General features: G+C 73.3%; 19 protein-coding genes. 11 read left to right on the top strand and 8 right to left on the bottom strand.

The genetic code is table 11. From position 1 onward, the window contains the following. Positions 1–144 precede the first annotated feature (144 nt). The 3 genes from LN042_RS21695 to LN042_RS21685 all read left to right on the top strand — a co-directional run bounded on the left by LN042_RS21695 (position 145) and on the right by LN042_RS21685 (position 6,039). Entirely contained in the window at positions 145–1,701 is a 1,557-nt protein-coding gene (locus tag LN042_RS21695; RefSeq protein ID WP_372495788.1) for a chitinase, read from the top strand. 64 nt (positions 1,702–1,765) lie between these two features. Further along, positions 1,766–3,760 carry a glycosyl hydrolase family 18 protein gene (locus tag LN042_RS21690; protein ID WP_230052956.1) on the top strand — a complete coding sequence of 665 codons (1,995 nt, stop codon included), beginning with the start codon at positions 1,766–1,768 and terminating at the stop codon, positions 3,758–3,760. 323 nt (positions 3,761–4,083) lie between these two features. Then, complete coding sequence (locus tag LN042_RS21685; RefSeq protein WP_230052955.1) at positions 4,084–6,039, top strand: tetratricopeptide repeat protein; 1,956 nt, start codon at positions 4,084–4,086, stop codon at positions 6,037–6,039. A 6-nt stretch (positions 6,040–6,045) separates the two neighbouring features. Here LN042_RS21685 and hisN read toward each other — a convergent pair whose 3' ends face one another. The 6 genes from hisN to LN042_RS21655 all read right to left on the bottom strand — a co-directional run bounded on the left by hisN (position 6,046) and on the right by LN042_RS21655 (position 11,179). Continuing rightward, positions 6,046–6,843, bottom strand: coding sequence for a histidinol-phosphatase (gene hisN / locus LN042_RS21680; RefSeq protein ID WP_230052954.1), 798 nt, complete (start codon positions 6,841–6,843; stop codon positions 6,046–6,048). 59 nt (positions 6,844–6,902) lie between these two features. Further along, positions 6,903–7,463 (bottom strand): Uma2 family endonuclease, encoded by a 561-nt coding sequence (locus LN042_RS21675; protein WP_230052953.1) that lies wholly within the window; start codon positions 7,461–7,463, stop codon positions 6,903–6,905. Positions 7,464–7,542: 79 nt separating this feature from the next. After that, positions 7,543–7,866 carry a DMT family transporter gene (locus LN042_RS21670; RefSeq protein ID WP_230052952.1) on the bottom strand — a complete coding sequence of 108 codons (324 nt, stop codon included), beginning with the start codon at positions 7,864–7,866 and terminating at the stop codon, positions 7,543–7,545. Between the two features lie 85 nt (positions 7,867–7,951). Beyond that, entirely contained in the window at positions 7,952–9,007 is a 1,056-nt protein-coding gene (gene rsgA, locus LN042_RS21665) for a ribosome small subunit-dependent GTPase A (RefSeq protein WP_230052951.1), read from the bottom strand. Positions 9,008–9,023: 16 nt separating this feature from the next. Next, positions 9,024–10,364, bottom strand: coding sequence for a 3-phosphoshikimate 1-carboxyvinyltransferase (gene aroA, locus LN042_RS21660; protein WP_230052950.1), 1,341 nt, complete (start codon positions 10,362–10,364; stop codon positions 9,024–9,026). Between the two features lie 104 nt (positions 10,365–10,468). Then, positions 10,469–11,179, bottom strand: a complete 711-nt coding sequence (locus LN042_RS21655; RefSeq protein ID WP_230052949.1) for a M50 family metallopeptidase — start codon at positions 11,177–11,179, stop codon at positions 10,469–10,471. Positions 11,180–11,362: 183 nt separating this feature from the next. Between LN042_RS21655 and LN042_RS21650 the strand changes: the two genes are divergently transcribed. From LN042_RS21650 to def, 8 genes are all read left to right on the top strand, one after another. After that, on the top strand, positions 11,363–12,118 hold the full coding sequence (locus LN042_RS21650; protein WP_230052948.1) for an SOS response-associated peptidase: 756 nt from the start codon (positions 11,363–11,365) through the stop codon (positions 12,116–12,118). Further along, complete coding sequence (locus LN042_RS21645) at positions 12,118–12,762, top strand: alpha/beta hydrolase family protein (protein WP_230052947.1); 645 nt, start codon at positions 12,118–12,120, stop codon at positions 12,760–12,762. The genes LN042_RS21650 and LN042_RS21645 overlap by 1 nt, the downstream gene beginning before the upstream one ends. 420 nt (positions 12,763–13,182) lie before the next feature. After that, positions 13,183–13,821 (top strand): sigma-70 family RNA polymerase sigma factor, encoded by a 639-nt coding sequence (locus LN042_RS21640; protein WP_230052999.1) that lies wholly within the window; start codon positions 13,183–13,185, stop codon positions 13,819–13,821. Next, positions 13,818–14,174: a mycothiol system anti-sigma-R factor gene (gene rsrA / locus LN042_RS21635; protein WP_230052946.1), complete on the top strand. Its 357-nt coding sequence runs from the start codon at positions 13,818–13,820 to the stop codon at positions 14,172–14,174. Before LN042_RS21640 ends, rsrA begins: the two co-directional genes overlap by 4 nt. A gap of 371 nt (positions 14,175–14,545) precedes the next feature. Then, positions 14,546–15,922: an HD-GYP domain-containing protein gene (locus LN042_RS21630; RefSeq protein WP_372495786.1), complete on the top strand. Its 1,377-nt coding sequence runs from the start codon at positions 14,546–14,548 to the stop codon at positions 15,920–15,922. Further along, entirely contained in the window at positions 15,919–17,439 is a 1,521-nt protein-coding gene (locus tag LN042_RS21625) for an HD-GYP domain-containing protein (protein ID WP_230052945.1), read from the top strand. The genes LN042_RS21630 and LN042_RS21625 overlap by 4 nt, the downstream gene beginning before the upstream one ends. A 203-nt stretch (positions 17,440–17,642) precedes the next feature. Then, positions 17,643–18,626 (top strand): tetratricopeptide repeat protein, encoded by a 984-nt coding sequence (locus tag LN042_RS21620; protein WP_230052944.1) that lies wholly within the window; start codon positions 17,643–17,645, stop codon positions 18,624–18,626. Positions 18,627–18,697: 71 nt separating this feature from the next. Next, positions 18,698–19,324: a peptide deformylase gene (def, locus tag LN042_RS21615; RefSeq protein WP_230052943.1), complete on the top strand. Its 627-nt coding sequence runs from the start codon at positions 18,698–18,700 to the stop codon at positions 19,322–19,324. A gap of 81 nt (positions 19,325–19,405) precedes the next feature. On the opposite strand, the gene LN042_RS21610 is transcribed toward def, so the two are convergent. After that, the gene (locus tag LN042_RS21610) at positions 19,406–20,419 is read right to left on the bottom strand and encodes a ribonucleotide-diphosphate reductase subunit beta (protein WP_230052942.1); all 1,014 of its coding nucleotides are present in this window, start codon (positions 20,417–20,419) and stop codon (positions 19,406–19,408) included. Further along, on the bottom strand, positions 20,419–22,830 hold the full coding sequence (locus tag LN042_RS21605; protein WP_372495794.1) for a ribonucleoside-diphosphate reductase subunit alpha: 2,412 nt from the start codon (positions 22,828–22,830) through the stop codon (positions 20,419–20,421). The genes LN042_RS21610 and LN042_RS21605 overlap by 1 nt, the downstream gene beginning before the upstream one ends. Between the last annotated feature and the right edge of the window lie 107 nt (positions 22,831–22,937).

Here is a 22,937-nt window from a genome sequence, read left to right as displayed (position 1 = left end):
GCCCATTTGGTCTAGTCCATTCTGAGTCCGGCCCCGGCCCCGGCCCCCGGCCCCCCGCCCCCGCGTGCGAACGGGCCGGAGGTGCTCTCGGCCTGCTTCGCACTCCCACCCCCACGCCCGCATCCGCCATCAAGGAGTTGCCCCGTGCACCGAGCGACCAGACAGATCCACGGCCATGAGCCGCCCGGCAGACCCGTGCTCGCAACCGCGTTGGCGGGCGTGGCGGCCTTCGCCGTCGTGGTGAGCGGCGCCGTGTTGCTCACCACCGGCAGCGCCGCCGGCGCCGACGCCGCCGACCTGCTGCAGAACCCCGGTTTCGAATCCGGCACCCTGGCCGGTTGGAGCTGTACCGCGAACTCCGGCGCCGCGGTCACCAGCCCGGTGCACAGCGGGAGTTACGCCCTGCAGGCGACCCCGGCGGGCAGCGACGACGCGCAGTGCACCCAGCAGGTCGCGGTGCTGCCCGACTCGACGTACACGCTGAGCGGCTGGGTGCGGGGCAACTACGTCTACCTGGGCGACAGCGGTACCGGCGGCACCGACACCTCCACCTGGAGCAGCAATTCCGCCTGGAACCAGCTGAAGACCACCTTCACCACCGGCGCCGGCACCACCAGTGTCACCGTCTACCTGCACGGCTGGTACGGCACCGGCGCCTACGGAGCGGACGACCTGGTGCTCTCCGGGCCGGGCGGCACCGGCTCGCCGACCCCCACGACGGCACCGCCGACCTCCCAGCCGCCGACCACGGCGCCGCCGACCTCCCAGCCGCCCACCACGCCGCCGCCGACCTCCCAGCCCCCGGGCGGCAGCAAGCACCTGCTGACCGGCTACTGGCAGGACTTCGACAACGGCGCCACCGACCAGCGGATCAGCGACGTCAACCCCGCCTACGACATCATCGCGGTGGCCTTCGCCAACGCCACCGGCACGCCGGGTGCGATCGGCTTCAGCCTGGATCCGACCCTCGCCGGCAAGCTGGGCGGCTACACCGACGCCCAGTTCAAGGCGGACATCGCGGCCAAGCGCGCGGCCGGCAAGAAGGTGGTGCTGTCGGTCGGCGGTCAGAACGGCACCGTCTCGGTGAGCGACTCCGCCTCCGCCGCCGCGTTCGCCGACAGTGCCTACGCCTTGATCCAGACCTACGGCTTCGACGGTGTCGACATCGACCTGGAGAACGGCGTCAACTCCACCTATCTGAGCCAGGCGCTGCACTCGCTGGCGAGCCGGGTGGGCAGCGGCTTCGTGCTCACCATGGCGCCGCAGACCATCGACATGCAGTCCACCGGCATGGAGTACTTCAAGCTGGCGCTGGCCGCGAAGGACATCCTGACCATCGTCAACACCCAGTACTACAACTCGGGTTCGATGAACGGCTGCGACGGCAAGGTGTACGCCCAGGGCAGCGAGGACTTCCTCACCGCGCTGGCCTGCATCCAGCTCCAGGGCGGCCTGGCGCCCAGTCAGGTGGGGATCGGCGTGCCGGCCTCCACCAGTGCGGCGGGCAGCGGCTACGTCCCGCCGAGCGTGGTGGACAACGCGCTGGACTGCCTGGCGAGCGGCACCGGCTGCGGCTCCTTCAAGCCGCCCACCAGCTGGCCGGGCATCGGCGGCGCGATGACCTGGTCCACCAACTGGGATGCGGGCAACGGCAATTCCATCGCCAACTCGGTCGGTGGCCACCTCCACAGCATGCCCTGACCTCGGCACGGGGCCCCACACCCCGTCATCTCTCCCCCCACGAAGAGAGAAGGAAGAGAACCGAATGCGCAGAAGCAGTCGCACGGCCTGGGCGGTGACCTCCGCGGCCGGACTCCTGCTGGGCGGTGCCCTCTCGGTGCTGGGCACGGCGCACGCCCAGGCCACCGCGAGCGCCCCGGCGGCCGTGCCCGGCAACACCACCGGGGCGCCGGCCACCTCGGGCGGCATGAACGTCGCCTACTACGACCAGTGGTCGGTCTACCAGAACGCGTTCTACCCGAAGAACCTGGACACCACCGGTGAGGCCGGCAAACTCACCTACCTGATCTACGACTTCGAGAACATCGACCCCGTCAACCTGACCTGCTTCGAGGCCGACTCGGCCGCCTCGCAGGACGAGAACAACCCCAACGCGGGTGACGGTGCCGGGGATTCGTACGCCGACTACGGCAAGACCTTCGCCAACGGCACCTCGGTGGACGGCTCGACCGATACCTGGAACCAGCCGCTGGCCGGCAACTTCCACCAACTGCAGGAGCTGAAGGCCAAGCACCCCAATCTCAAGGTGCTGCTGAGCATCGGCGGTTGGACCTACTCCAAGTACTTCTCGGACGCGGCAGCCACCGACGCCTCGCGCAAGAAGCTGGTCTCCTCCTGCATCGACATGTTCATCAAGGGGAACCTGCCGGTGCGCAACGGCTACGGCGGCACCGGCACGGCGGCCGGCATCTTCGACGGCTTCGACATCGACTGGGAGTACCCGGGCGGTGGCGGTCACGTCGGCAACCACTCCTCGCCGAGCGACAAGCAGAACCTCACCGCGCTGCTTGCCGAGTTCCGCAGCGAGCTGAACGCCCAGGGCGCCACCGACGGCAGGACCTACGCGCTCTCCGCGGCGCTGCCGGCCGGCCAGGACAAGATCTCCAACGTCGAGACCGGCAAGATCGGCCAGTATCTGACGTTCGGCGACCCGATGACCTATGACATGCACGGCGGTTGGGAGCCCACCGGGCCGACCAACCACCAGACCCCGCTCTACGACGACCCCGCCGACCCGTCCAACCCGATCGCCCCCGGCAGCTCCAAGTACTCCATCGACGAGGCGATCAAGGCGTACACGGTCGGCGATCCGCAGTACGGCATCCCGGGCGGGTTCCCCGCCGGCAAGCTCAACATGGGTGTGCCGTTCTACTACCGGGGCTGGACGGGCGTGCCGGCCGGCAGCAGCCACGGGCTGTTCCAGACGGCCACCGGACCCGCGCCGGGCGCACCGGACTCCGGCGGCGTGGCCGGGATCCGGATGTACAAGGAACTGTCCGGCGTGGTGGACAACGCAGCCGACACCTTCTGGGATCCGGCCGCGCAGGCCGCCTACTTCTACGACGGCACCGACTTCTGGTCCGGCGAGGACCCGCAGTCGCTCCAGGCCAAGGCCGACTACCTGCACTGCAACGGCATGGGCGGCACGTTCATGTTCTCGCTCTACGACCTGGACCCGAACGCCACCCTGTTCAACGACGCGGTGAACGACACCAAGGGCTCGGCGGCCAACTGCCCGGCACCTCCCACCACCGCCCCGCCCACCACGGCACCCCCCACCACGGCACCCCCGACCACCGCCCCGCCGACCACCGCACCCCCCACCACCACCCCGCCCCCGCCACCCGGCGGCCCGGTGGTCAACGGCGGCTTCGAGACCGGCACGCTCACCCCGTGGACCTGCGGCGGCAACCTGGGGACGGTGGTGAGCAGCCCGGTGCACTCCGGCTCCTACGCCCTGGCGGGCGCCGCCAGTGCGACGGATGACGCCCAGTGCTCGCAGACCGTCACCGTCAAGCCGAACACCACCTACACGCTCTCCGGCTGGGTGCGCGGCAACTACACCTACCTCGGGGTGACCGGTTCCGGTGCGGACACCTCGACCTGGACGAGTGGCCCCGACTGGAGCCAGTTGTCCACCAGGTTCACCACCGGCGCCGCGGTCACCTCGGTGACGGTCTGGGTGCACGGCTGGTACGGACAGGGCACCTACTACGCGGATGACGTCACTGTGAGCTGACGGCCCGTTGACTGACCGTGCGCCAGGGAGCTGCGCCACCGATAAGCGGTGGCGCAGCTTCCGGTACTATGGGCACACGCTCGCACTATCACGCTTGCACAACGGGGGTTTGTGGGACGCAAGTGTCGGGAAGTCGACAAAGCGCTGAAGCAATTCCCGCCGGCTTCGGCCTAGCCCGGCAAAATCGCGCGGGCAGGTGTACGCGGGTGTTCAGGTGATGCGACGATGGACCACATGGGGGACGGGGCACGGCTGTTGACTGGCCGTGAGTCGACGTGCGCCCCCGGCCGAAGCCCAGGCATTCGGGGGGAGTGGGAGTCGGCATGAAGCTGATCGGCAGGAACCAGCCCGACGCTGCCCCCCGCCCGGCCGGCTGCGACGGCACCACCGAGCCGCTCGCCGCGCCCGCCGAGACCGCCCCGGTGCCGGCCCAGCGCGGCCTGGCCCGCACCGGCTTCGGCCCGGAGAGCCTGGAACCGGTCCCGCTGCCCCAGGTCGGCGGACGCTACCCGGCCCCGGCCGGCATCGCCGTGCCGGACCCGGCCGAGCCGAGCGCCCCGGCCCTGCTGGACCCCACCGACCCGCAGAGCTTCGAGAACGAGCTCGCCGCCCAGGAGTCGGCCGCCCTGGAACAGCGCCACCGGGCCGCCGCCGAGGCCGGCGACCCCGGCGCGGCCAGCCAGCTGGGCGTGCTGCTGCTCCGCCGCGGCGACCTCGACGAGGCCGAGCCCTACCTGCGCAGTGCGGCCGCCGCCGGCCTGCGGGCCGCCGCCAACAACCTCGGCGTGCTGCTGCACCAGCGCGGCCACCGGGCCGAGGCAGGCCAGTGGTGGCGCCAGGCCGCGGTGGCCGGCAGCGCCCCGGCCGCCCACGCCCTCGGCCTCTACCTGCGCGACCAGGGCGACGAGGAGGCCGCCGAGTACTGGCTGCACTTCGCCGCCGACCAGGGGCACTCGCTCGGCGCCTACGCGCTGGGCGACCTGATGGAGCACCGGCGCGACGTGCGGGCCGAGCGCTGGTTCAAGCTGGCCGCCGACGCCGGCCACCGGGAGGCCGCCTACCGGCTGGCCCGGATGCGCGAGGCGGCCGGCGACAAGGAGAGCGCCGAGACCTGGTACCGCACGGCCGCGGTGCGCAGTCACGCCCGGGCGGCGCTGCGGCTCGGCGTGCTGATCGAGCAGCGCGCCGACGGTGACCAGGCGCTGCGCGAGGAGGCGGCGCGCTGGTACCGGCAGGCGGCGCAGAACGGCGAGCCGCGCGCCGCCTGCGCGCTGGGCTTCCTGCTGCGGGACGCCGGCGACCTGCCGTCGGCCGCCGAGTGGTGGCAGGAGGCGGCCGAGGCCGGGGACGGCAACGCGGCCAACGCGCTGGGCGCGCTGCACGCCGGGCGTGGCGAGGACGGCGCCGCCGAGCGCTGGTACCGGGCCGCGCTGGACGCCGGCGACCACAACGGCGCCTTCAACCTGGGCCTGCTCTGCGCCGGTGCCGGGCGGGACGCGCAGGCCGAGCAGTGGTACCGCCGGGCCGCCTACGCCGGGCACCGGGAGGCCTGCAACGCGCTGGCCGTGGTGCTGCTGCAGCGCGGCGACGAGGCGGGCGCCGAGCCCTGGTTCTCCAAGGCGGCCGAGGCCGGCAGCGTGGACGGCGCCTTCAACCTGGGAGTGCTGCACGCCGGGCGCGGCGAGCAGCAGCAGGCCCACGAGTGGTACGCCCGGGCCGCGGCCGGCGGGCACGGCGAGGCGGCCCTGCAGCTGGCGGTGGCCAAGGAGCAGCGCGGCGACCTGCCCGCGGCCATGGAGCGCTACCGGCAGGCGGCCGAGGGCGGCTCCGCCGAGGGCGCGTTCCGACTGGCCTCGCTGCTCGACCGGCGCGGCGACGCCGGCGAGGAGGCCGAGCACTGGTACGCGGTGGCGGCCGACGCCGGGCACAGCCGGGCCCAGGTGCGCATCGGCGTGCGGGCCGCCGAGCGCGGCGCGCTGGAGATCGCCGAGAGCTGGTACCGGCGGGCCGCCGAGTCCGGCAGCCGCAGCGCCGCCTTCAACCTGGGCCTGTTGCTGGCCCGTCAGGACCGCGAGCCGGAGGCGATGATCTGGTACACCCGGGCCGCCGACGCCGGGCACGGCCGGGCCGCGCTGCGGCTCGCCCTGCTGGCGCTGCGGCGGGGCGAGCCGGTGCAGGCGGAGAGCTGGTGCCGGCGGGCGGCCGACTACGGCCCGGCCGAGGTCGCCGAGCGGGCCGCCCGCCTCCTGGACGCACTCCATCCGGAGATGACGGCCTGACCGGCCTCACACGCTCAGCCGGCGCAGCGCCTCCTGGTGCAGCAGGCCGTTGGAGGCCACCGCGTCGGCGCCGTTCGGTCCGTCGATGCCGTCCAGCCCGGTGAACCGGCCGCCGGCCTCCTGCACCACGACGCAGGGGGCCGCCATGTCCCACAGGCTCAGCTCCGGCTCGGCGGCGATGTCCACCGCGCCCTCGGCCAGCATCATGTACGACCAGAAGTCGCCGTACGCCCGGGTCCGCCAGCAGGCCCGGGTGAGGTCCAGGAACGGGTCCAGCCGGCCGCGCTCCTCCCAGCCGCTGAGCGAGGAGTAGGAGAGCGAGGCGTCCTCGATCCGGGAGACCCGGGAGACCTGGATCCGCTCGGCCCTGGCCAGGCTGCGCCCGGCGTACGCGCCCAGCCCCTTGGCGGCCCACCAGCGCCGCTGCAGCGCGGGCGCCGACACTATGCCGACCACCGGCTGCTGCTCGCCGTCCGGTCCGTCCTCCAGCAGCGCGATCAGGGTGGCCCAGACCGGCACGCCGCGGATGTAGTTCTTGGTCCCGTCGATCGGGTCGATCACCCAGCGCCGCGGCCCCGAGCCGACCAGTCCGAACTCCTCGCCGAGCACCGCGTCCCGCGGCCGGGCCCGCTGCAGCACCGAGCGGACCAGCTCCTCGGTGGCCTTGTCGGCGTCGCTCACCGGCGTCAGGTCGGGCTTGGTCTCGATCTTCAGGTCCAGCGCCCGGAAACGCTCCAGGGTGACCGAGTCGGCCGAGTCGGCGAGTACGTGGGCGAGGCGGAGGTCATCGTGGTAGTCGGCCATGGGTCGAACAGTACCCAGCCGTGTGCGGAACTGGACAGTTCGGCTCGCGTGCCGGACGGTCAGCAGCCGTCGGCGGACCGGTAGGCGGGGAAGGCACTGGTGTCGATGCTGAAGCGGAAGGGCTCGGGCAGCGCGATGGCACGGCCGAACTCGATGGTCACCGCGTTGCCGTAGCGGCCGTGTTCGAGGAAGCAGTGCAGCGTGGACTCCCGCTTGAACGGATCGACGACCAGGTAGAACGGGATGCCGAAGCGGGCGTAGAGCTCGACCTTGTCGACCAGGTCGATGCCCCTGGTGCTGCGGGAGAGGACCTCGGCCACCAGGGTCATCCGCTCCGCGGGGTAGCTGCCCTCCAGGTCCACCGGGGCGCTCGCGGGCATGGCGAAGAAGTCGGGCTGGGGCTCGTCGGTGTAGTCGGGGTGTCTGATGGTCTGATCAGTGCCGACCTCCCAGTCCGATTGCAGAAAGAACTGGCGGAACAGATCTCGCTGGATCTTCCAGTGCAGCGGTTTCCGCGAGGGTGACACGATGACGTTCCCGTTGATGAGTTCCACCCGGAAGCCCTCGGGAACCTCGATGCCTTCGAGGATGCTGTGCGCGCTTTCATCGACCACGGTCATCACGACCTCCTGAGAGCTGACGCGCCCCATGGTGGGCATACCGCACGGTGGGCCGAAGGTCAATGACCGGTACCGATCCTCAATGACCGCTTCCGCTCAGTTGGAGGCCGACGACTCCGGCGATGACCAGGGTGATGGAGACCAGCTTGAGGGTGGCGGTGGACTCGTTCAGCCAGACCATCCCGTAGACCGCGGTGCCGGCCGCGCCGATGCCGGTCCACACGGCGTAGGCGCTGCCCACCGGGAGGTGCTTGAGGGAGGCGGTGAGCAGCCCGAAGCTGGCGAGCGCGAAGAGGGCGAAGGCGATGGTAGGGGCCGGCCGGGTGAAGCCGTGGCTGAGCTTGAGGTTGACCGCGAACCCGGTCTCCAGCAAGCCGGCGAGGACCACCATGAGCCAGGCCACAGGGTCGCCTCCTCGACGCCTCGGGACGATCGGCAGTACGCCCTACTGTCACTCGAAAGGCCCGGGACCGCCGCCCGGCACACCGTCAGTCCCCCTCCCGGGCCTCCCGGGAGGCGAGCAGCCGGCGCAGCGAGTAGAGCCGGGCGGGCTCGGCGTGGCCGTCGGTCACCCAGGCGTCCAGGGCGCAGTCCGGCTCGTCGTGGCTGCAGGCGCGTGGGCAGTCGACGGTGCCGGGCTCCAGGTCGGGGAAGGCGTGGATCACCCGGGACGGGTCGATGTGGGAGAGGCCGAAGGACCGGAACCCGGGTGTGTCGATCACCCAGCCCGAGTTCAGGGCAGCCTTGGAGCCCTCCTTCACCCCCGGTGGCGGGGGCAGCCGCAGCGCCAGCGCCGAGACGGTGGTGTGCCGGCCCCGGCCGGTGACGGCGTTGACCTGCCCGGTGGTCCGCTGCCGCTCGGGCACCAGCGCGTTCACCAGGGTGGTCTTGCCCACCCCGGAGTGGCCGATGAATACCGTGGCGCGGCCGCGCAGGTGTTCGCGGACCGCCTCGGCGCCGGCGTCGGCCAGCTCGTCCCGGCGGGTCACCACATGGGCGATGCCCAGCGGGGCGTAGGCCTCCAGCAGGGGTTCGGCGGATGCCAGGTCGGACTTGGTGAGCACCAGCAGCGGCTCCATCCCGGCGTCGTAGGCCGCCACCAGGCAGCGGTCGATCAGCCGGGGCCGCGGCTCCGGGTTGGCCAGCGCGGTGACGATGGCCAGCTGGTCGGCGTTGGCCACCACGATCCGCTCGTACGGGTCGTCGTCGTCCGCGGTGCGGCGCAGCACCGAGGTGCGCTCGCCGACCCGGACGATCCGGGCCAGCGTGTCGGGCTCGCCCGACAGGTCGCCGACCAGGCTGACGCTGTCGCCCACCACGACGCCCTTGCGGCCCAGTTCGCGGGCCTTCATGGCGGTGACCGCCCGCTCCCGCTTGGTGCCCGGCTCGACCAGGCAGGTCAGCCGGCCGCGGTCGACGGTGAGCACCATCGCCTCGGCGGCGTCCTCGTGCTTGGGCCGGATCCTGGTCCGCGGCCGGGAGCCCCGGCGGCCCGGGCGGTTGCGGATGTCGTCCTCGTCGGCGTCCTTGCCGTAGCGGCGCATGGTGTCGAATCCCCGCTCAGCCGGCCGCCTGGCCGAGCAACTCGGTCCACATCGCCGGGAAGTCCGGCAGGGTCTTGGCCGTGGTGGCCACGTTCTCCACCAGCACGCCGGGGACGGCCAGGCCGAGCACCGCGGCGGCGGTGGCCAGCCGGTGGTCCTCGTAGGTGTGGAACACCCCGCCGTGCAGCCGGCGCGGGCGGATCCGCAGGCCGTCAGCGGTCTCGGTGACGTCGCCGCCCAACTCGTTGATCTCCTTGGCCAGCGCGGCCAGCCGGTCGGTCTCGTGCAGGCGCAGGTGGGCGATGCCGGAGAGCACCGACTCGGAGTCGGCGAGCGCCGCCACGGCGGCGATCACCGGGGTCAGCTCGCCGACGTCGTGCAGGTCGGCCTCGATGCCGTGGATCCGGCCCGAGCCGGTGAACTCCAGGCCCTCGTCGACGCTGTGCTTGTTCACGAACCGGCAGCTGCCGCCCATCCGGGTGAAGAGGTCGCGCAGCTGGTCGCCGGGCTGGGTGGTGTGCTTCGGCCAGTCCCGCACGGTGACCCGGCCGCCGGTGACCAGCGCGGCGGCGAAGAACGGCGCGGCGTTGGACAGGTCGGGCTCGACCACCAGGTCGCGGCCGAGCAGCGCACCCGGGGTGACCCGCCAGACGTCCGGCTCGCCGCCGTCCTCCGGCGCGTCCACCTGGACGCCGGCCAGCCGCAGCATGTCCACGGTCATCCGGATGTGCGGCAGCGAGGGGACCGGGCCGCCGGTGTTGCGGACCTCGACGCCCTGGTTGTAGCGCGCGCCGGAGAGCAGCAGGGCGCTGACGAACTGCGAGGAGGCCGAGGCGTCCAGCTCGACCACACCGCCGTCCAGCGAGCCGGTGCCGTGCACGGTCAGCGGGAAGCCGCCGCGACCGCCGTCCTCGATCCGGGCGCCCAGCGCGCGCAGCGAGTCGATCACGCCGTGCTGCGGGCGCTCGTGCGAGCGGGGGTCGCCGTCGAAGTGCACCGGGCCGTCGGCCAGCACGGCCAGCGGGGGCAGGAAGCGCATCACGGTGCCGGCGTTGCCCACGTCGATCCGGGCCGGGCCGGTGAACGTGCCGGCCGGGATGATCCGCCAGGCCTCGCCGCCGCCGATGCCGCCGCAGTCGTTGTTCACCTGCTCCTCGATGCCCACCCCGAGGGCCCGCAGGCCGTCCGCCATCAGCTGCGAGTCACGGCTGCGCAGCGGCCGCCGCACCCAGCCGGGCTCGCCGGCCAGCGCCGCCAGCACCAGCGCCCGGTTGGTGACGGACTTCGAACCGGGGATGGTGATCGTCGCGTCGACGGCGGTGGTCGCGACGGGGGCGGGCCACAGGGTCTCGGTCATGCGGTTCAGTCTAGGTGGGTGAGCTCGGCGAACGGCTCACCCGACCGCAGCGTGGACGCGGTGAACCGTTTCGGCGGCGGATCGGGCCGTCCCGTGGACCGGTTTCAGCGGCCGAGCAGCTGGCTGCCGCCGGCCAGCAGGCAGCTGAGCGCCGTCACCAGGAACAGGGCCACCCAGAGCAGCCCGCTCACACCGGTGAGCCGGGCCAGCTGGTCGGCGTCCGAGTCGCGGGCCCCGCCGCGCCGGCGCTTGCCCTGCAGCTCCAGCACCGGGCGTATCCCGGCCAGCAGCAGGAACCACACGCCGAGGTAGGCGAAGCAGGCCTGCAGCTGCTCGCCGCCCCACCAGGAGACCGCGAAGAACGCGCCGCCGGTGACCAGCACGGTGAGCAGCCCGAAGGCGTTGCGCAGCCGGGGCAGCATCGCCGCCAGCAGCGCGGTGCAGAGCCAGAGCAGCGCCGTGATGTGCCCGAACGCGAGCAGGGTGGCCCCGCCCAGGCCGAGCAGCGGGGGCGCGGTGTAGCCGGCCGCGGCGGTCAGCACCATGCCGGGGCCGGTCGGCCGCCCGGAGGAGACGGTCAGCCCGGAGGTGTCCGAGTGCAGCCGGATGCCGTGCAGCCGGCGCCCGGTGAGCAGCGCCGCCAGCCCGTGGCCGCCCTCGTGCGCGATGGTCACCACGTTGCGGCTGACCCGCCACACCGGGTGCGGCAGCGTGGCCAGCAGCGCACCGCCCGCGCAGGCCAGCACCAGCCAGTGCGCCGGGGCCTGCTGGGTGCCCAGCACCCGCTGCCAGACATCGCTGATGCCGTGGTTCATGTTCCGATCCCTGGGGTCGCGGCTGCCGGAGGTGAGAACGCAGCCTCGCACGACAGGACGGCGCGGTGGTAGCCGCCGGTTGCACGGGGGCGCGGTGGTAGCCGCGGGTTGCACGGGGGCGGGGCGGTACCCGCGGAAGCACGGGGGCGCGGCGGTGTCGGCCGGTTGCATAGGCTGACGGGCATGTGCGGTCGATTCGCTGCCAGTACCCGGCCCGAGGACATCGTCGAGCTGTTCGACGTGCGCCAGTGGGACCCGGCCGAGACCATCGAGCCCAGTTGGAACGTGGCCCCCACCGACCCGGTGCTGGCCGTGCTGGAACGGGTGCCCAAGGGCGGGCGGGAGCCGGTGCGCCAGCTGCGGCGGCTGCGCTGGGGGCTGGTCCCGGCCTGGTCGAAGTCGCCGGAGACGGCGGTGAAGATGATCAACGCCCGGGCCGACACCGTGCACGAGAAGCCCTCCTACCGCCAGGCCTTCGCCTCCCGGCGCTGCCTGCTCCCGGTGGACGGCTACTACGAATGGCAGACCGTCCAGCCCGAGTCGGGCAAGGGCAAGCCGCGCAAGGTGCCGTACTTCGTGCACCGGGCGGACGGCGCTCCGCTGGCGCTGGCCGGGCTCTACGAGTTCTGGCGGGACCGGTCCCGGCCGGCCGACGAGGCGGGCGGCTGGCTGGTCACCTGCAGCATCGTGACCACCGAGGCCGAGCCGCTGCTGGCCCCGATCCACGAGCGGATGCCGCTCTTCCTGCAGCCGGAGGGCTTCGACGCCTGGCTGGACCCGGCGCTGGACGACTCCGACGAGGCCCGCTCGCTGCTGGTCGCGCCGGAGCCGGGGCTGCTGCTGGCCCGCCGGATCGGTTCGGCGGTGGGCAGCATCCGCAACAACCACCCGGGACTGGTCGAGCCGGCCACCCCCGAGGCCGAGGGAGCGCTGTTCTGATGGCCGACCGCGAGATCGTGGCGACCGGGGCGGGCGACGCCGCCGTCACCTGGCACCGCGCGGCGGGCCGGGCCCGGCTGGTGCTGGGCCTGGGCCACGGCGCCGGCGGCGGGATCGAGGCGCCCGACCTGGTGGCGCTGGCCGCCGCGCTGCCCGCCCGGGGGGTGACGGTGGCGCTGGTGGAGCAGCCCTGGCGGGTGGCCGGCCGCAAGGTCGCCCCGGCCCCGGGGACGCTGGACGCCGGCTGGCTGCCGGTGGCGGAGCGGCTGGCCGCCGAGGGCCCGCCGCTGGTGGTCGGCGGGCGCAGCGCCGGCGCCCGGGTGGCCTGCCGCACCGGCGCGGCGAGCGGGGCGGCCGCGGTGCTGGCACTGGCCTTTCCGCTGCACCCGCCCGGCAGGCCGGAGAAGTCCCGGGCCGGGGAACTGCTCGGCACCGGTCTGCCCACCCTGGTGGTGCAGGGGGAGAAGGACGCCTTCGGCACGCCGGCGGAGTTCCCCGGGCTGCCGGCCGGGCACCGGCTGGCCGGGGTGCCGTTCGCCGGGCACGGTTTCGCGGTGCCCAGGAAGGCGCCGCTGGGCCAGGAGGAGGCGCTGGCCCTGGTGGTGCGCTCGGTGGCCGACTGGCTGGTCGACCTGCCATTGTGACGGCGCGGTCGAACCGGCGGCGCCAACCGCTGGGCCGTTCGGGTGGTGCGCCGGAGGTATCGGTGATCCGCCGGGAATGCCCGGGCCGGGTGCCGGGTTTACCCCATCGTCAGCAGGTGGTCAGGCGGAAAGGCAGCGCACATGGGTTCGATCGTGTGCCCCGAGCGGCCCGAGGAGCGGAGCGCCGAGAGTGCGTTCCTCCCGTGGTCCGAGTGGGTTGTCGCGGGCGAGAAGTCGGTGAGCCCGATATCCTCGCTTCCGGGCGGGCTCACGGTGGGTCGTGCCCGCAGCACCGAGGAGGTGGGTCCGGTCGTCGCGACCGAGGACGAGCCGCACGTGGGTCCCGACGGGGTCGACTTCCCGGCCGGGTCGGAGCCGTCGGGCGGCGAGCCCCTGACTGGAGACGAGCTTGCCGAGGCGATCGGCGAGGACACCTTCCGGGTGTCCTCCGACGAGACCGAGGAGGCCCGGCGCGCCCGCTTCGAGCGCGATGCGCTCGGGTACCTGGACCAGATGTACTCGGCCGCGCTGCGGATGACCCGCAACCCGGCCGACGCCGAGGACCTGCTCCAGGAGGCCTTCGCCAAGGCCTACGCCTCCTTCCACCAGTTCCGCGAGGGCACCAACCTCAAGGCCTGGCTGTACCGCATCCTGACCAACACCTTCATCAACTCGTACCGCAAGAAGCAGCGGGAGCCCCAGCGCACCGCGGCCGAGGAGATCGAGGACTGGCAGCTGGCCCGCGCCGAGTCGCACATGTCGACCGGTCTGCGCTCGGCCGAGACCCAGGCCCTGGAGCACCTGCCGGACAGCGATGTGAAGGACGCCCTGCAGGCGATCCCGGAGGAGTTCCGCATCGCGGTCTACCTCGCGGACGTCGAGGGCTTTGCATACAAGGAGATCGCCGACATCATGGGGACCCCCATCGGTACGGTGATGTCCCGGCTGCACCGTGGCCGCCGCCAGCTGCGCGGCATGCTGGAGGACTACGCCCGTGAGCGCGGGCTGGTCCCGGCCGGCAGCGGGGCTGGGCGCGAGGCGAAAGGCGCGGGCTCATGAGCTGCGGGAACCCGCACGAGACTGACTGCGGCGAGGTGCTCGACCACCTCTACGAGTTCCTCGACAACGAGATGCCCGAGGGCGACTGCGCCAAGCTGCGCGAGCATTTCGACGAGTGCTCGCCCTGCCTGGAGAAGTACGGCCTGGAGCAGGCGATCAAGGCCCTGATCAAGCGGTCCTGCGGGTGCGACGCCACTCCGGCGGACCTGCGGGCCAAGGTGCTGGCGCGGATCGACACCATCCGGGCCGCCCAGCGCGGTGGCGAGCCGGTGGCCGAGGTCGATCCGGAGGCGCCGGCCCACGGCGAGTCGGGCCTGCTGACGGCCGGCCAGGCGACGACTCCCACCGAGTGAACCGACGGCCGTGAACTGACGGCCGATCGGTCGGGGAACGGCGCCTCGAACGGGGGTCCGGGAGCACGCGCTCCGGGGCCCCCGTTCCTTCGTCTGCCGCCCACGCCGATGCCCTGACAGCCCGTCAGTTGGCCTGATAGCCCGCCAGTTCGCTTGTGTCACTCGATCGGGTGAGTGTCGGTGGCAGCACGCCGGGTATCGCGCCATGCCGGGCCTCGGTGCCCCGGTCGCGTCCTATTCTCCGAGGACGAGTCCGGACCGTCCGAGGGCGGGGCCGGTGAGGTGGGGAGGCTGAGATCGCTGACGATCGCGGGGGCCGCGCGCTCCCAGCGCGAACACCGGCGCCGCTGACCGCGCCCGCCCGCGGATACGTGCTGCTGGTGCTGGCCGGGGCCGGGGCCGTGCTGCTGCCCACCCCGGTCAGCTGGACCGGGCCGGTGGACTGGCCCAAGGTCGCCCTGCTGGCCGGGTTGCACGCCTGCTGGGAGTCGATCGCCCAGGGCGTGCCCTCGCCGTTCCTGCGCGGCGTCCAGCGGCTCCGCGCCCGGCTGCGCGGCACCGCGCCGCTGAGCGGGCCCGAGCCGTCCCCGGCCCCGGGCAGCTTCCTGCCGGTGCTCTTCGCCGGAGTGCTGATGCTGCCGCCGGGCGCCGCGGCGCTGGTCGCGCTGCCCGCCATGGCCACCGGGGCCGAACCGGAGCGGCTGCGCCGCGCGTTCAACGCCGCCCAGCTGGCCGTGGCAGCCTGGACCGCCGCCGTGCTCTTCGACCGGCTCGGCGGCCCCCGGCTGCTCCTCGGCGCCCGCTACCCGGCCGAGCTGCTCCCTGCGCTGGCCGCAGTGGTGGCCTTCTGCCTGGTCAACGGCGCCCTGGTGACCGGGGTCAGGCTGCTGGCCGAGCGCCGGACCGACCGGTGCGGCCGCACGCCGATCGCGCTGCCCGGCCCGGCGGCGCTGTTGCACGCCCTCGGCGGCCTGCTGATGGCGGTGCTCTGGCAAGGGCCGTACGGCGGCTTCGCCGCGGTGCTGGCGCTGCTGCCGCTCTCGGTCTCGGCCTGGGTGCTGGCGCAGGGGCAGCGGGAATGGTCCGCCCACCGGGCCACCGTGGAGGCGCTGGTGCAGGCCGTGGAGATCAAGGACGCCTACACCCGCGGGCACAGCGAACGGGTCGGCCGGGCCTCGGTGCTCATCGCCAGCCAACTCGGCATGGCCGGCGAGCGGCTGCGCACCCTGCACTTCGCCGGCACCCTGCACGACGTCGGCAAGCTCGGGGTGGCCACCGAACTGCTGCGCCGGAACGGTCCGTTGAGCGAGGCGGAGCGCAGGGCCGTGGAGGTGCACCCGGAGTACGGGCACGAGCTGGTGCGCGGCATCGACTTCCTCGGCGAGGCGCACGCCGCGATCCTGCACCACCACGAGCGGATGGACGGCCGCGGCTACCCGCACGGCCTGGCCGGGGACCGGATCCCCGAGTTCGCCCGGATCATCGCGGTCGCCGACGCCTTCGACTCGATGACCTCCACCCGTTCCTACCGGCGCGGCCGCCCGGTCGCGGAGGCGGTCGCCGAGCTGCGCCGGTGCGCCGGCAGCCAGTTCGACCCGGTGATGGTGGACGCCCTGGTCGCCGCCGTGGAGCGGCACGGCTGGCAGCCGGTGCTCCCGGCCACCGACCAGGCGGACGCCGACGTGCCGGACATCCCGCTCGGGGTGCCGGAGCCGGCGCCCCGGGTGAGCGCCGGCGGCGGCCGGTGAACCGCCCGCCGGCCGACTCGGCCCGCCCACCGGTGAGCCGGCCGCCGACCGGGTCGCCCCGACCGCTGCCGCCCCGATCGCTGACCGGGCCGGCCCGCCCGGTGGTGACGGGGGCCTCGCTGGTGCGCGCGGCCGCGCTGCTGCTGCTCGCGGGGGCCGTGGCCAAGCTGGTCGCCCGCGGCCTGGCCGAGCCGCAGGTGGCGTACAGCTTCGCCGCGCTGGTGACCGTCGGTGAGGCGGTGCGGGCCGGCGGCCCCGGCGAGCACGGGCAGGCGCCGCTGGGCGCCGCCGCCGGCCTGGCCTATGCGCTGCTCGGCCCGCTGCACGGGCTGCCGACCGGCCACGGGGTGCTGCAGGTGGTGGCGGTGACCGGCGTCGGCGCGCTGGCCGGCGCCTTGCTGCGGGCGGCCGGCCGGGCCGCCCGGCACCGCGGCCGCGGCGAGCGGCGGGCCACCGTGCCCAAGCCCCGCACCCCCGCCCGCCCGCACACCGCGAGCCGCCCGCAGGCCGGTGGCCGCCACCGGCACCGGCGCGCGGCCGTCAGCGGTGCGCTGCGCTGCCGCGTCCCGGCAGCGGTCGGCTGGGCCGACGGCGCGGCCCGCCGGCTGCTCGCGGTGGGCTTCGCCGCCACCCTCTTCCAGCCGCTCTACCTCAGCGGCGCGCTGGACCGGTGGCCGCTGGCCGGCCCGGCCTACGGCGCGTTCCTGGTGCTGGTGGCCGCCCTGGCGGGCCTGGCCGACGCGGTGCTGGCGGCCTTGCAGCAGCCGGGCGGCCGGTTCGGCGCCGTCCTGGAGGACCAGGTGCGGGCGCTGTGCGGGATCGGCTCGGCGATCGCCGCGACCGGCATGCTGGTCAGCCTGGCGGCCGGCGAGGTGGGCCTGTGGGCGCTGCCGGTGTTCTGCCTGCCGCTGCTGCTCGCCCAGGCCTCGTTCCGCCGGGCCGCGGCGGTCCGGGCCACCTACGGCCAGACCATCGCCACCCTGGCCCGGGCCACCGAGGTGGCCGGCTACACCGCGCCGGGCCATGCCCGCCGGGTGGCCGACACCGCCTGCGCGCTCGGCCGCGAGCTGGGCCTGGGCAGCCGGCAGCTCGCCCTGCTGGAGTACGCCGCGCTGATGCACGACATCGGTCAGCTGTCACTGGTCGAGCCGGTGCGGGGCGGGGCGACGGCCGCCCTGCCGGAGCCCGACCAGCAGCGGATCGCCCGGCTCGGCAGCGAGGTGATCCGCTGCACCGGGGTGCCGACCCCGGTGGCCGAGCAGGTGGCGCGCTCGGCCGACCCGCTGACCGGCCCGGACGGCCGGACCGACCATTCGCTGCCGCTGGCCGCGCGGATCATCCGGGTGGCCAACGCGCACGAGGACCTGGTCGGCCCGGCGGCGGACGACGCGGCGGCGCTGGCCGAACTGCGCGAGGGCGCCGGGCGGACCTACGACCCGGTGGTGGTGGCCGCCCTGGAGCGGCTGCGCGCGGCGGGTGCGGGCCGGTGCACGGTGGCGCGTACCGAGAGCGGGTGAACCGCCGGTACGCTCGCCCGCGCCGAGCGGGAACCTCGTGCAGTGAGCGCACCCCACCGCTGCCGTGGTTGGATGCGGTCATAGCGTGGAACTACCGGACCGGGGGCCCGCCGGCTCTCGGCTCCGGCCGACAGCGCAGCTCACCGGACAGACCAGGAATCAGTAGGAATCAGCGGGACCGAGCGAACGGGCGGCAGGGCAACGTGAAGATCTTCCACCGGGCACGGCATCGGCCGTCCGCCACCTGGCGGCAGACGACCGACCGGGCCTTCACGCTGATCGGCGACGGGCGGTACGAGGACGCCGGTGCCCTCCTGGTGATGGCGGCCGACCTGGAGCCCTGGCTCTCCGACTCCTGGTTCAACCTGGCCCTGCTGCACAAGTTCCGCCGGGACTGGGAGCAGGCCCGGGTCGCCGGCCTGCGCGCGGTCGCGCTGCTCGACCGCGACCAGGGCGCCCCCGACTGGTGGAACCTGGGCATCACCGCCACGGCCCTGCAGGACTGGCCGCTGGCCCGTCGGGCCTGGCAGGCCTACGGGCTGAAGCTGCCGGGTGGCCCGGCCGCCGAGGGGCCGGTCCGCCTCGACCTGGGCACCACTCCGGTGCGGCTCTCGCCGGAGGGCGAGTCCGAGGTGGTCTGGGGCCGCAGACTGGATCCGGCCAGGGTCGAGGTGCTCTCCATCCCGCTGCCCTCCTCCGGCCGCCGCTGGGGCGAGGTGGTGCTGCACGACGGCGCCCCGCACGGCGAGCGGGTGGCGGGCGGGGCCGCGTTCCCGGTCTTCGACGAGATCGAACTGTGGGCGCCCTCCCCGGTGCCGACCTACGTGGTGCTGCTGCAGGCCGCCACCGAGGCCGACCGGGACGCCCTGGAGCGGCTGGTGGCCGAGGCGGGCTACGCGGCCGAGGACTGGACCTCCTCGGTGCGGCTGCTGTGCCGGGCCTGCTCGGAGAGCCGGATGGCCACCGACGACGGCTACACCGAGCACCACGATCCGCATGACGACGGCGACGCCGCGCACCCCGGCCACCTCAGCCACCTGAGCCACGGCAGCGGGGCCGGCGGCTGGCTGACCGAGCGGGAGTGCGGCATCGCCGCGCCGGCCGGCCTGGTGCGGCTGCTGCTGGACCGCTGGGTGGCGGCCTCCCCGACCACCCGGGCCTACCGGGACGTGGAAGAGGTCTGCTGACCGGGCCCGTAGGCTTGGACCCTCCTTCAGGTTTGAGCACAGCACCGAGCACGCGTTACAGGAGCGGACCGATGGCCGAGCAGCACGACGAGCACACCCACGAGCACCAGGAGCCGGCCGCCCCGGCCCGGGTGATCGGCGAGGAGCCCGACCTGACCAAGGGCACCGCCCGCCCGATCACCGTGGTCGGCAACCCGGTGCTGCACCGCGAGTGCAAGACCGTCACCGAGTTCGACGCCGACCTGGCCGCGCTGATCGACGACATGTTCGTCTCGATGTACGCGGCCGAGGGCGTCGGCCTGGCGGCCAACCAGATCGGCGTGGACGCCAAGGTGTTCGTCTACGACTGCCCGGACGACGACAACGTGCGGCACATCGGCCACGTCGTCAACCCGGTCATCGAGGAGCTCCCGGTGGGCCGGCGCGCGCTGGACGACGGCAACGAGGGCTGCCTGTCGGTGCCCACCGCCTACGCCGAACTGGCCCGCCCCGCCTACGCGGCGGTGACCGGCCAGGACAAGGACGGCAACCCGGTCCGGGTGGAGGGCACCGGCTTCTTCGCCCGCTGCCTGCAGCACGAGACCGACCACCTGAACGGCTACCTCTACATCGACCGGCTCTCCAAGCGGGCCCGCAAGGACGCGCTGCGGCAGATGGCCGAGGGCACGCCCCGGTACGCCACCGTCCCCAACGAGTGAGCTGAGCCGGTGCGGCACGGGGCCGCCGCCTTCCGGACGGAAGACGGCGGCCCCTTCGTTCGACGCGCTGCCGGCGGCCCGTCAGAAGTCGTCGTCGAAGGAGACCGAACCCTCGACGGCGACCTGGTAGGCGGAGACCCGGCGCTCGAAGAAGTTGGTCAGCTCCTGGACGTTCTGCAGCTCCATGAAGCCGAACGGGTTGGTCGAGCCGTAGCGGATCGGCAGGCCCAGGCGGGCCAGGCGCTGGTCGGCGACGGCCTCCAGGTACTGCCGCATCGACTCGGTGTTCATCCCCGGCAGGCCGTCACCGCAGAGGTCGCGGGCGAACTGCAGCTCGGCCTCGACGGCCTCCTCCAGCATCTCGGTGACCTGCTGGGCCATCTTGTCGTCGAAGAGGTCGGGCTCCTCCTCGCGGACCGTGTCCACCACCGACATGGCGAAGTCCATGTGCATGGACTCGTCGCGGAACACCCAGTTGGTGCCGGTCGCCAGGCCGTGCAGCAGGCCGCGCGACCGGAACCAGTAGACGTAGGCGAAGGCGCCGTAGAAGAACAGGCCCTCCACGCAGGCCGCGAAGCAGATCAGGTTGAGCAGGAAGGCCCGGCGGTCGTCCTTGCTCCGCAGCGACTCGAGGTGGTCGACCGCGTTCATGTACGTGAAGCAGAACTGCGCCTTCTGGTGGATGGAGGGGATGTTCTCCACCGCCGCGAAGGCCGCCGCGCGGTCGTCCGGGTCGGGCAGGTAGGTGTCCAGCAGGGTCAGGTAGAACTGGACGTGCACCGCCTCCTCGAACAGCTGCCGGGAGAGGTAGAGCCGCGCCTCGGGGGAGTTGATGTGCTTGTAGAGGCTCAGCACCACGTTGTTGGCGACGATCGAGTCACCGGTGGCGAAGAAGGCGACCAGCCGGCCGATCAGGTGCCGCTCGCCCTCGCTCAGCTTGGCGAGGTCGGCGACGTCGGAGTGCAGGTCCACCTCCTCCACGGTCCAGGTGTTCTTGATCGCGTCCCGGTACCGGTCGTAGAACGACGGGTAGCGCATCGGACGCAGCGTCAGCTCGAAGCCGGGGTCGAGCAGCATCTTGCGGTCGTCGGACATCACTGGCAGGCCTCGCAGGACTCGGGGTTCTCCAGCGAGCAGGCGATGGCGTCCTGCTCGGCCTGGGTGAGGGCGGGGGCGCCCGCGGCGGAGCCGCTGACGGGCAGGGCGGGGGCGGCGGTGCGGGCCGAGCCGGAGGCGGCCTGGGCGATCCGGGTGGCCGGGCGGGACCGCAGGTAGTAGGTGGTCTTCAGACCGACCTTCCAGGCGTAGGCGTACATCGAGCTCAGCTTGCCGATGGTCGGGGCGGCCATGAACAGGTTCAGCGACTGGCTCTGGTCGATGTACGGCTGCCGGGCGGCGGCCAGGTCGATCAGGGCGCGCTGCGGCAGCTCCCAGGCGGTGCGGTACAGCGAACGCACCTCCTCGGGCAGCCAACCCAGCTCCTGCACCGAGCCGTTGGCGTCGCGCAGCGCGTCCCGGGTCTGCTGGTCCCAGACGCCCAGCTCCTTGAGGTCCTTCACCAGGTACGGGTTGACCTGCAGGAACTCGCCGGACAGGGTCTCGCGCTTGAACAGGTTGGAGACCTGCGGCTCGATGCACTCGTAGACGCCGGCGATCGAGGCGATGGTCGCGGTCGGGGCGATGGCCAGCAGCAGCGAGTTGCGCAGACCGGTCGCGGCGATCCGGGTCCGCAGCTCGGCCCAGCGGTCGGCCCACTGCGGCGCCGCGGCCTCGAAGTGGTCGATGTGCAGTTGGCCGCGGGCCGCGCGGGTCTCGCCGTACGCCTCGTGCCGGCCGAACTGCTCGGCCAGCTCGCTGGAGCGCTGGTAGGCGGCCAGCATGATCCGCTCGGCGATCAGCGTGGACAGCTGCTTGGCCTCGGCGGAGTCGAAGCCCAGGCGCAGCTTGAAGAAGACGTCCTGGAGGCCCATCAGGCCCAGGCCCACCGGCCGCCAGCGGGAGTTGGAGGTGCCGGCTTCCTTGGTCGGGTAGAAGTTGATGTCGACGACCCGGTCCAGGAAGGTCACCGCGGTGTGCACGGTGGCGTCCAGCCGCTCCCAGTCCATGGCGTTCAGCAGGTCGTCGGCCGACGCGCCGTCAGCGAGGTGGGCGCCCAGGTTGATCGAGCCCAGGTTGCAGACCGCGGTCTCGGAGTCGTCGGTGACCTCCAGGATCTCGGTGCACAGGTTGGAGGAGTGCACCGTGCGGCCCGGCAGCGCGGTCTGGTTGGCGGCCCGGTTGGAGGCGTCCTTGAAGGTCATCCAGCCGTTGCCGGTCTGCGCCAGGGTGCGCATCATCCGGGCGTACAGGGTCTGCGCCGGGATGGTGCGCACCGCCTTGCCGGCCAACTCGGCCTTGCGGTAGGCCTCGTCGAACTCCGCGCCCCACAGGTCGACCAGCTCCGGCACGTCGGCCGGCGAGAAGAGCGACCAGTCCTGGTCGGCGTTCACCCGGCGCATGAACTCGTCCGGGATCCAGTGCGCCAGGTTGAGGTTGTGGGTCCGGCGGGCCTCCTCGCCGGTGTTGTCGCGCAGTTCGAGGAACTCCTCGATGTCCGCGTGCCAGGTCTCCAGGTAGACGCAGGCCGCGCCCTTGCGCCGGCCGCCCTGGTTGACCGCGGCCACCGAGGAGTCCAGGGTGCGCAGGAACGGCACGATGCCGTTGGACTTGCCGTTGGTGCCGCGGATCAGGCTGCCGCGGGAGCGGATCCGGCTGTAGGACAGGCCGATGCCGCCGGCGTGCTTGGAGAGGCGGGCGATCTGGGCGTAGCGCTCGTAGATGGAGTCCAGGTTGTCCAGCGGCGAGTCCAGCAGGTAGCAGCTGGACATCTGCGGGTGGCGGGTACCGGAGTTGAACAGCGTGGGGGAGCTGGTCAGGTACTCCAGACGGCTCATCAGGCGGTAGAGCTCGGCGACCTCGGCCACCGACTGCTCGCTGTCGCCCACGGCCAGGCCGGCGGCCACCCGGAGCAGGAAGTACTGCGGGGTCTCGACCACCTTGCGGGTGATCGGGTGGCGCAGCAGGTAGCGGGACTGCACGGTGCGCAGTCCGAAGTACTCGAAGCGGTCGTCGCCCTCCGGGTCGACCAGCGCGTCGAAGGCGGCGGCGTGCTTGGCCACCAGGTCGGCGGTGGCGTCGCCGATCAGCCCCTCGGCGTGGCCGACGGCGATCGAGGTGGCGAACGAGACGGCGCCCTGGGAGGCGGCCTCGTCGATGATCTCCTGGGCCAGCAGCCGGGCGGCCAGCTTCGAGTACTGCGGGTCCTCGGCGATCATCGAAGCGGCGGCGTCCACGGCCAGCCCGCGCAGCTCGGCGAAGTCCGAGCCGGCGTGGCGGCCGCGCAGCGCGGCGGCGGCGACGTGGCCGGGGTCCACCTGGGGGAGGTCGGCGCTCCGGCTGGTGAGGAGCCGCAGCAGCTCCGCACCGGGGTCGGATTGGGCAGCGTCGGCGAGCCCCTGTGAGGGCAGGGAAACTGAGGCGGCGACGGTCAAGGCGCACTCTCTCCTGTGGCGGCGGCGGACTGGGGCGTCCGGGCTCACGGAGGCAGGGCAGGCCGACGCGCCGGATCGGCAGG

This window comes from Kitasatospora humi (assembly GCF_020907985.1).
Taxonomy (GTDB): domain Bacteria; phylum Actinomycetota; class Actinomycetes; order Streptomycetales; family Streptomycetaceae; genus Kitasatospora; species Kitasatospora humi.
Note: the sequence above shows the minus strand (reverse complement) of the source record. Positions and strands in the feature narration are given on the sequence as shown.

Bases quoted from the DNA above. Each gene is read 5' to 3' on its own strand.
- LN042_RS21690 (WP_230052956.1), top strand. From the start codon at position 1,766: ATGCGCAGAAGCAGTCGCACGGCCTGGGCGGTGACCTCCGCGGCCGGA.
- LN042_RS21685 (WP_230052955.1), top strand. From the start codon at position 4,084: ATGAAGCTGATCGGCAGGAACCAGCCCGACGCTGCCCCCCGCCCGGCC.
- hisN (WP_230052954.1), bottom strand. From the start codon at position 6,843: ATGGCCGACTACCACGATGACCTCCGCCTCGCCCACGTACTCGCCGAC.
- LN042_RS21675 (WP_230052953.1), bottom strand. From the start codon at position 7,463: ATGACCGTGGTCGATGAAAGCGCGCACAGCATCCTCGAAGGCATCGAG.
- rsgA (WP_230052951.1), bottom strand. From the start codon at position 9,007: ATGCGCCGCTACGGCAAGGACGCCGACGAGGACGACATCCGCAACCGC.
- aroA (WP_230052950.1), bottom strand. From the start codon at position 10,364: ATGACCGAGACCCTGTGGCCCGCCCCCGTCGCGACCACCGCCGTCGAC.
- LN042_RS21655 (WP_230052949.1), bottom strand. From the start codon at position 11,179: ATGAACCACGGCATCAGCGATGTCTGGCAGCGGGTGCTGGGCACCCAG.
- LN042_RS21650 (WP_230052948.1), top strand. From the start codon at position 11,363: ATGTGCGGTCGATTCGCTGCCAGTACCCGGCCCGAGGACATCGTCGAG.
- LN042_RS21645 (WP_230052947.1), top strand. From the start codon at position 12,118: ATGGCCGACCGCGAGATCGTGGCGACCGGGGCGGGCGACGCCGCCGTC.
- rsrA (WP_230052946.1), top strand. From the start codon at position 13,818: ATGAGCTGCGGGAACCCGCACGAGACTGACTGCGGCGAGGTGCTCGAC.
- def (WP_230052943.1), top strand. From the start codon at position 18,698: ATGGCCGAGCAGCACGACGAGCACACCCACGAGCACCAGGAGCCGGCC.
- LN042_RS21610 (WP_230052942.1), bottom strand. From the start codon at position 20,419: ATGTCCGACGACCGCAAGATGCTGCTCGACCCCGGCTTCGAGCTGACG.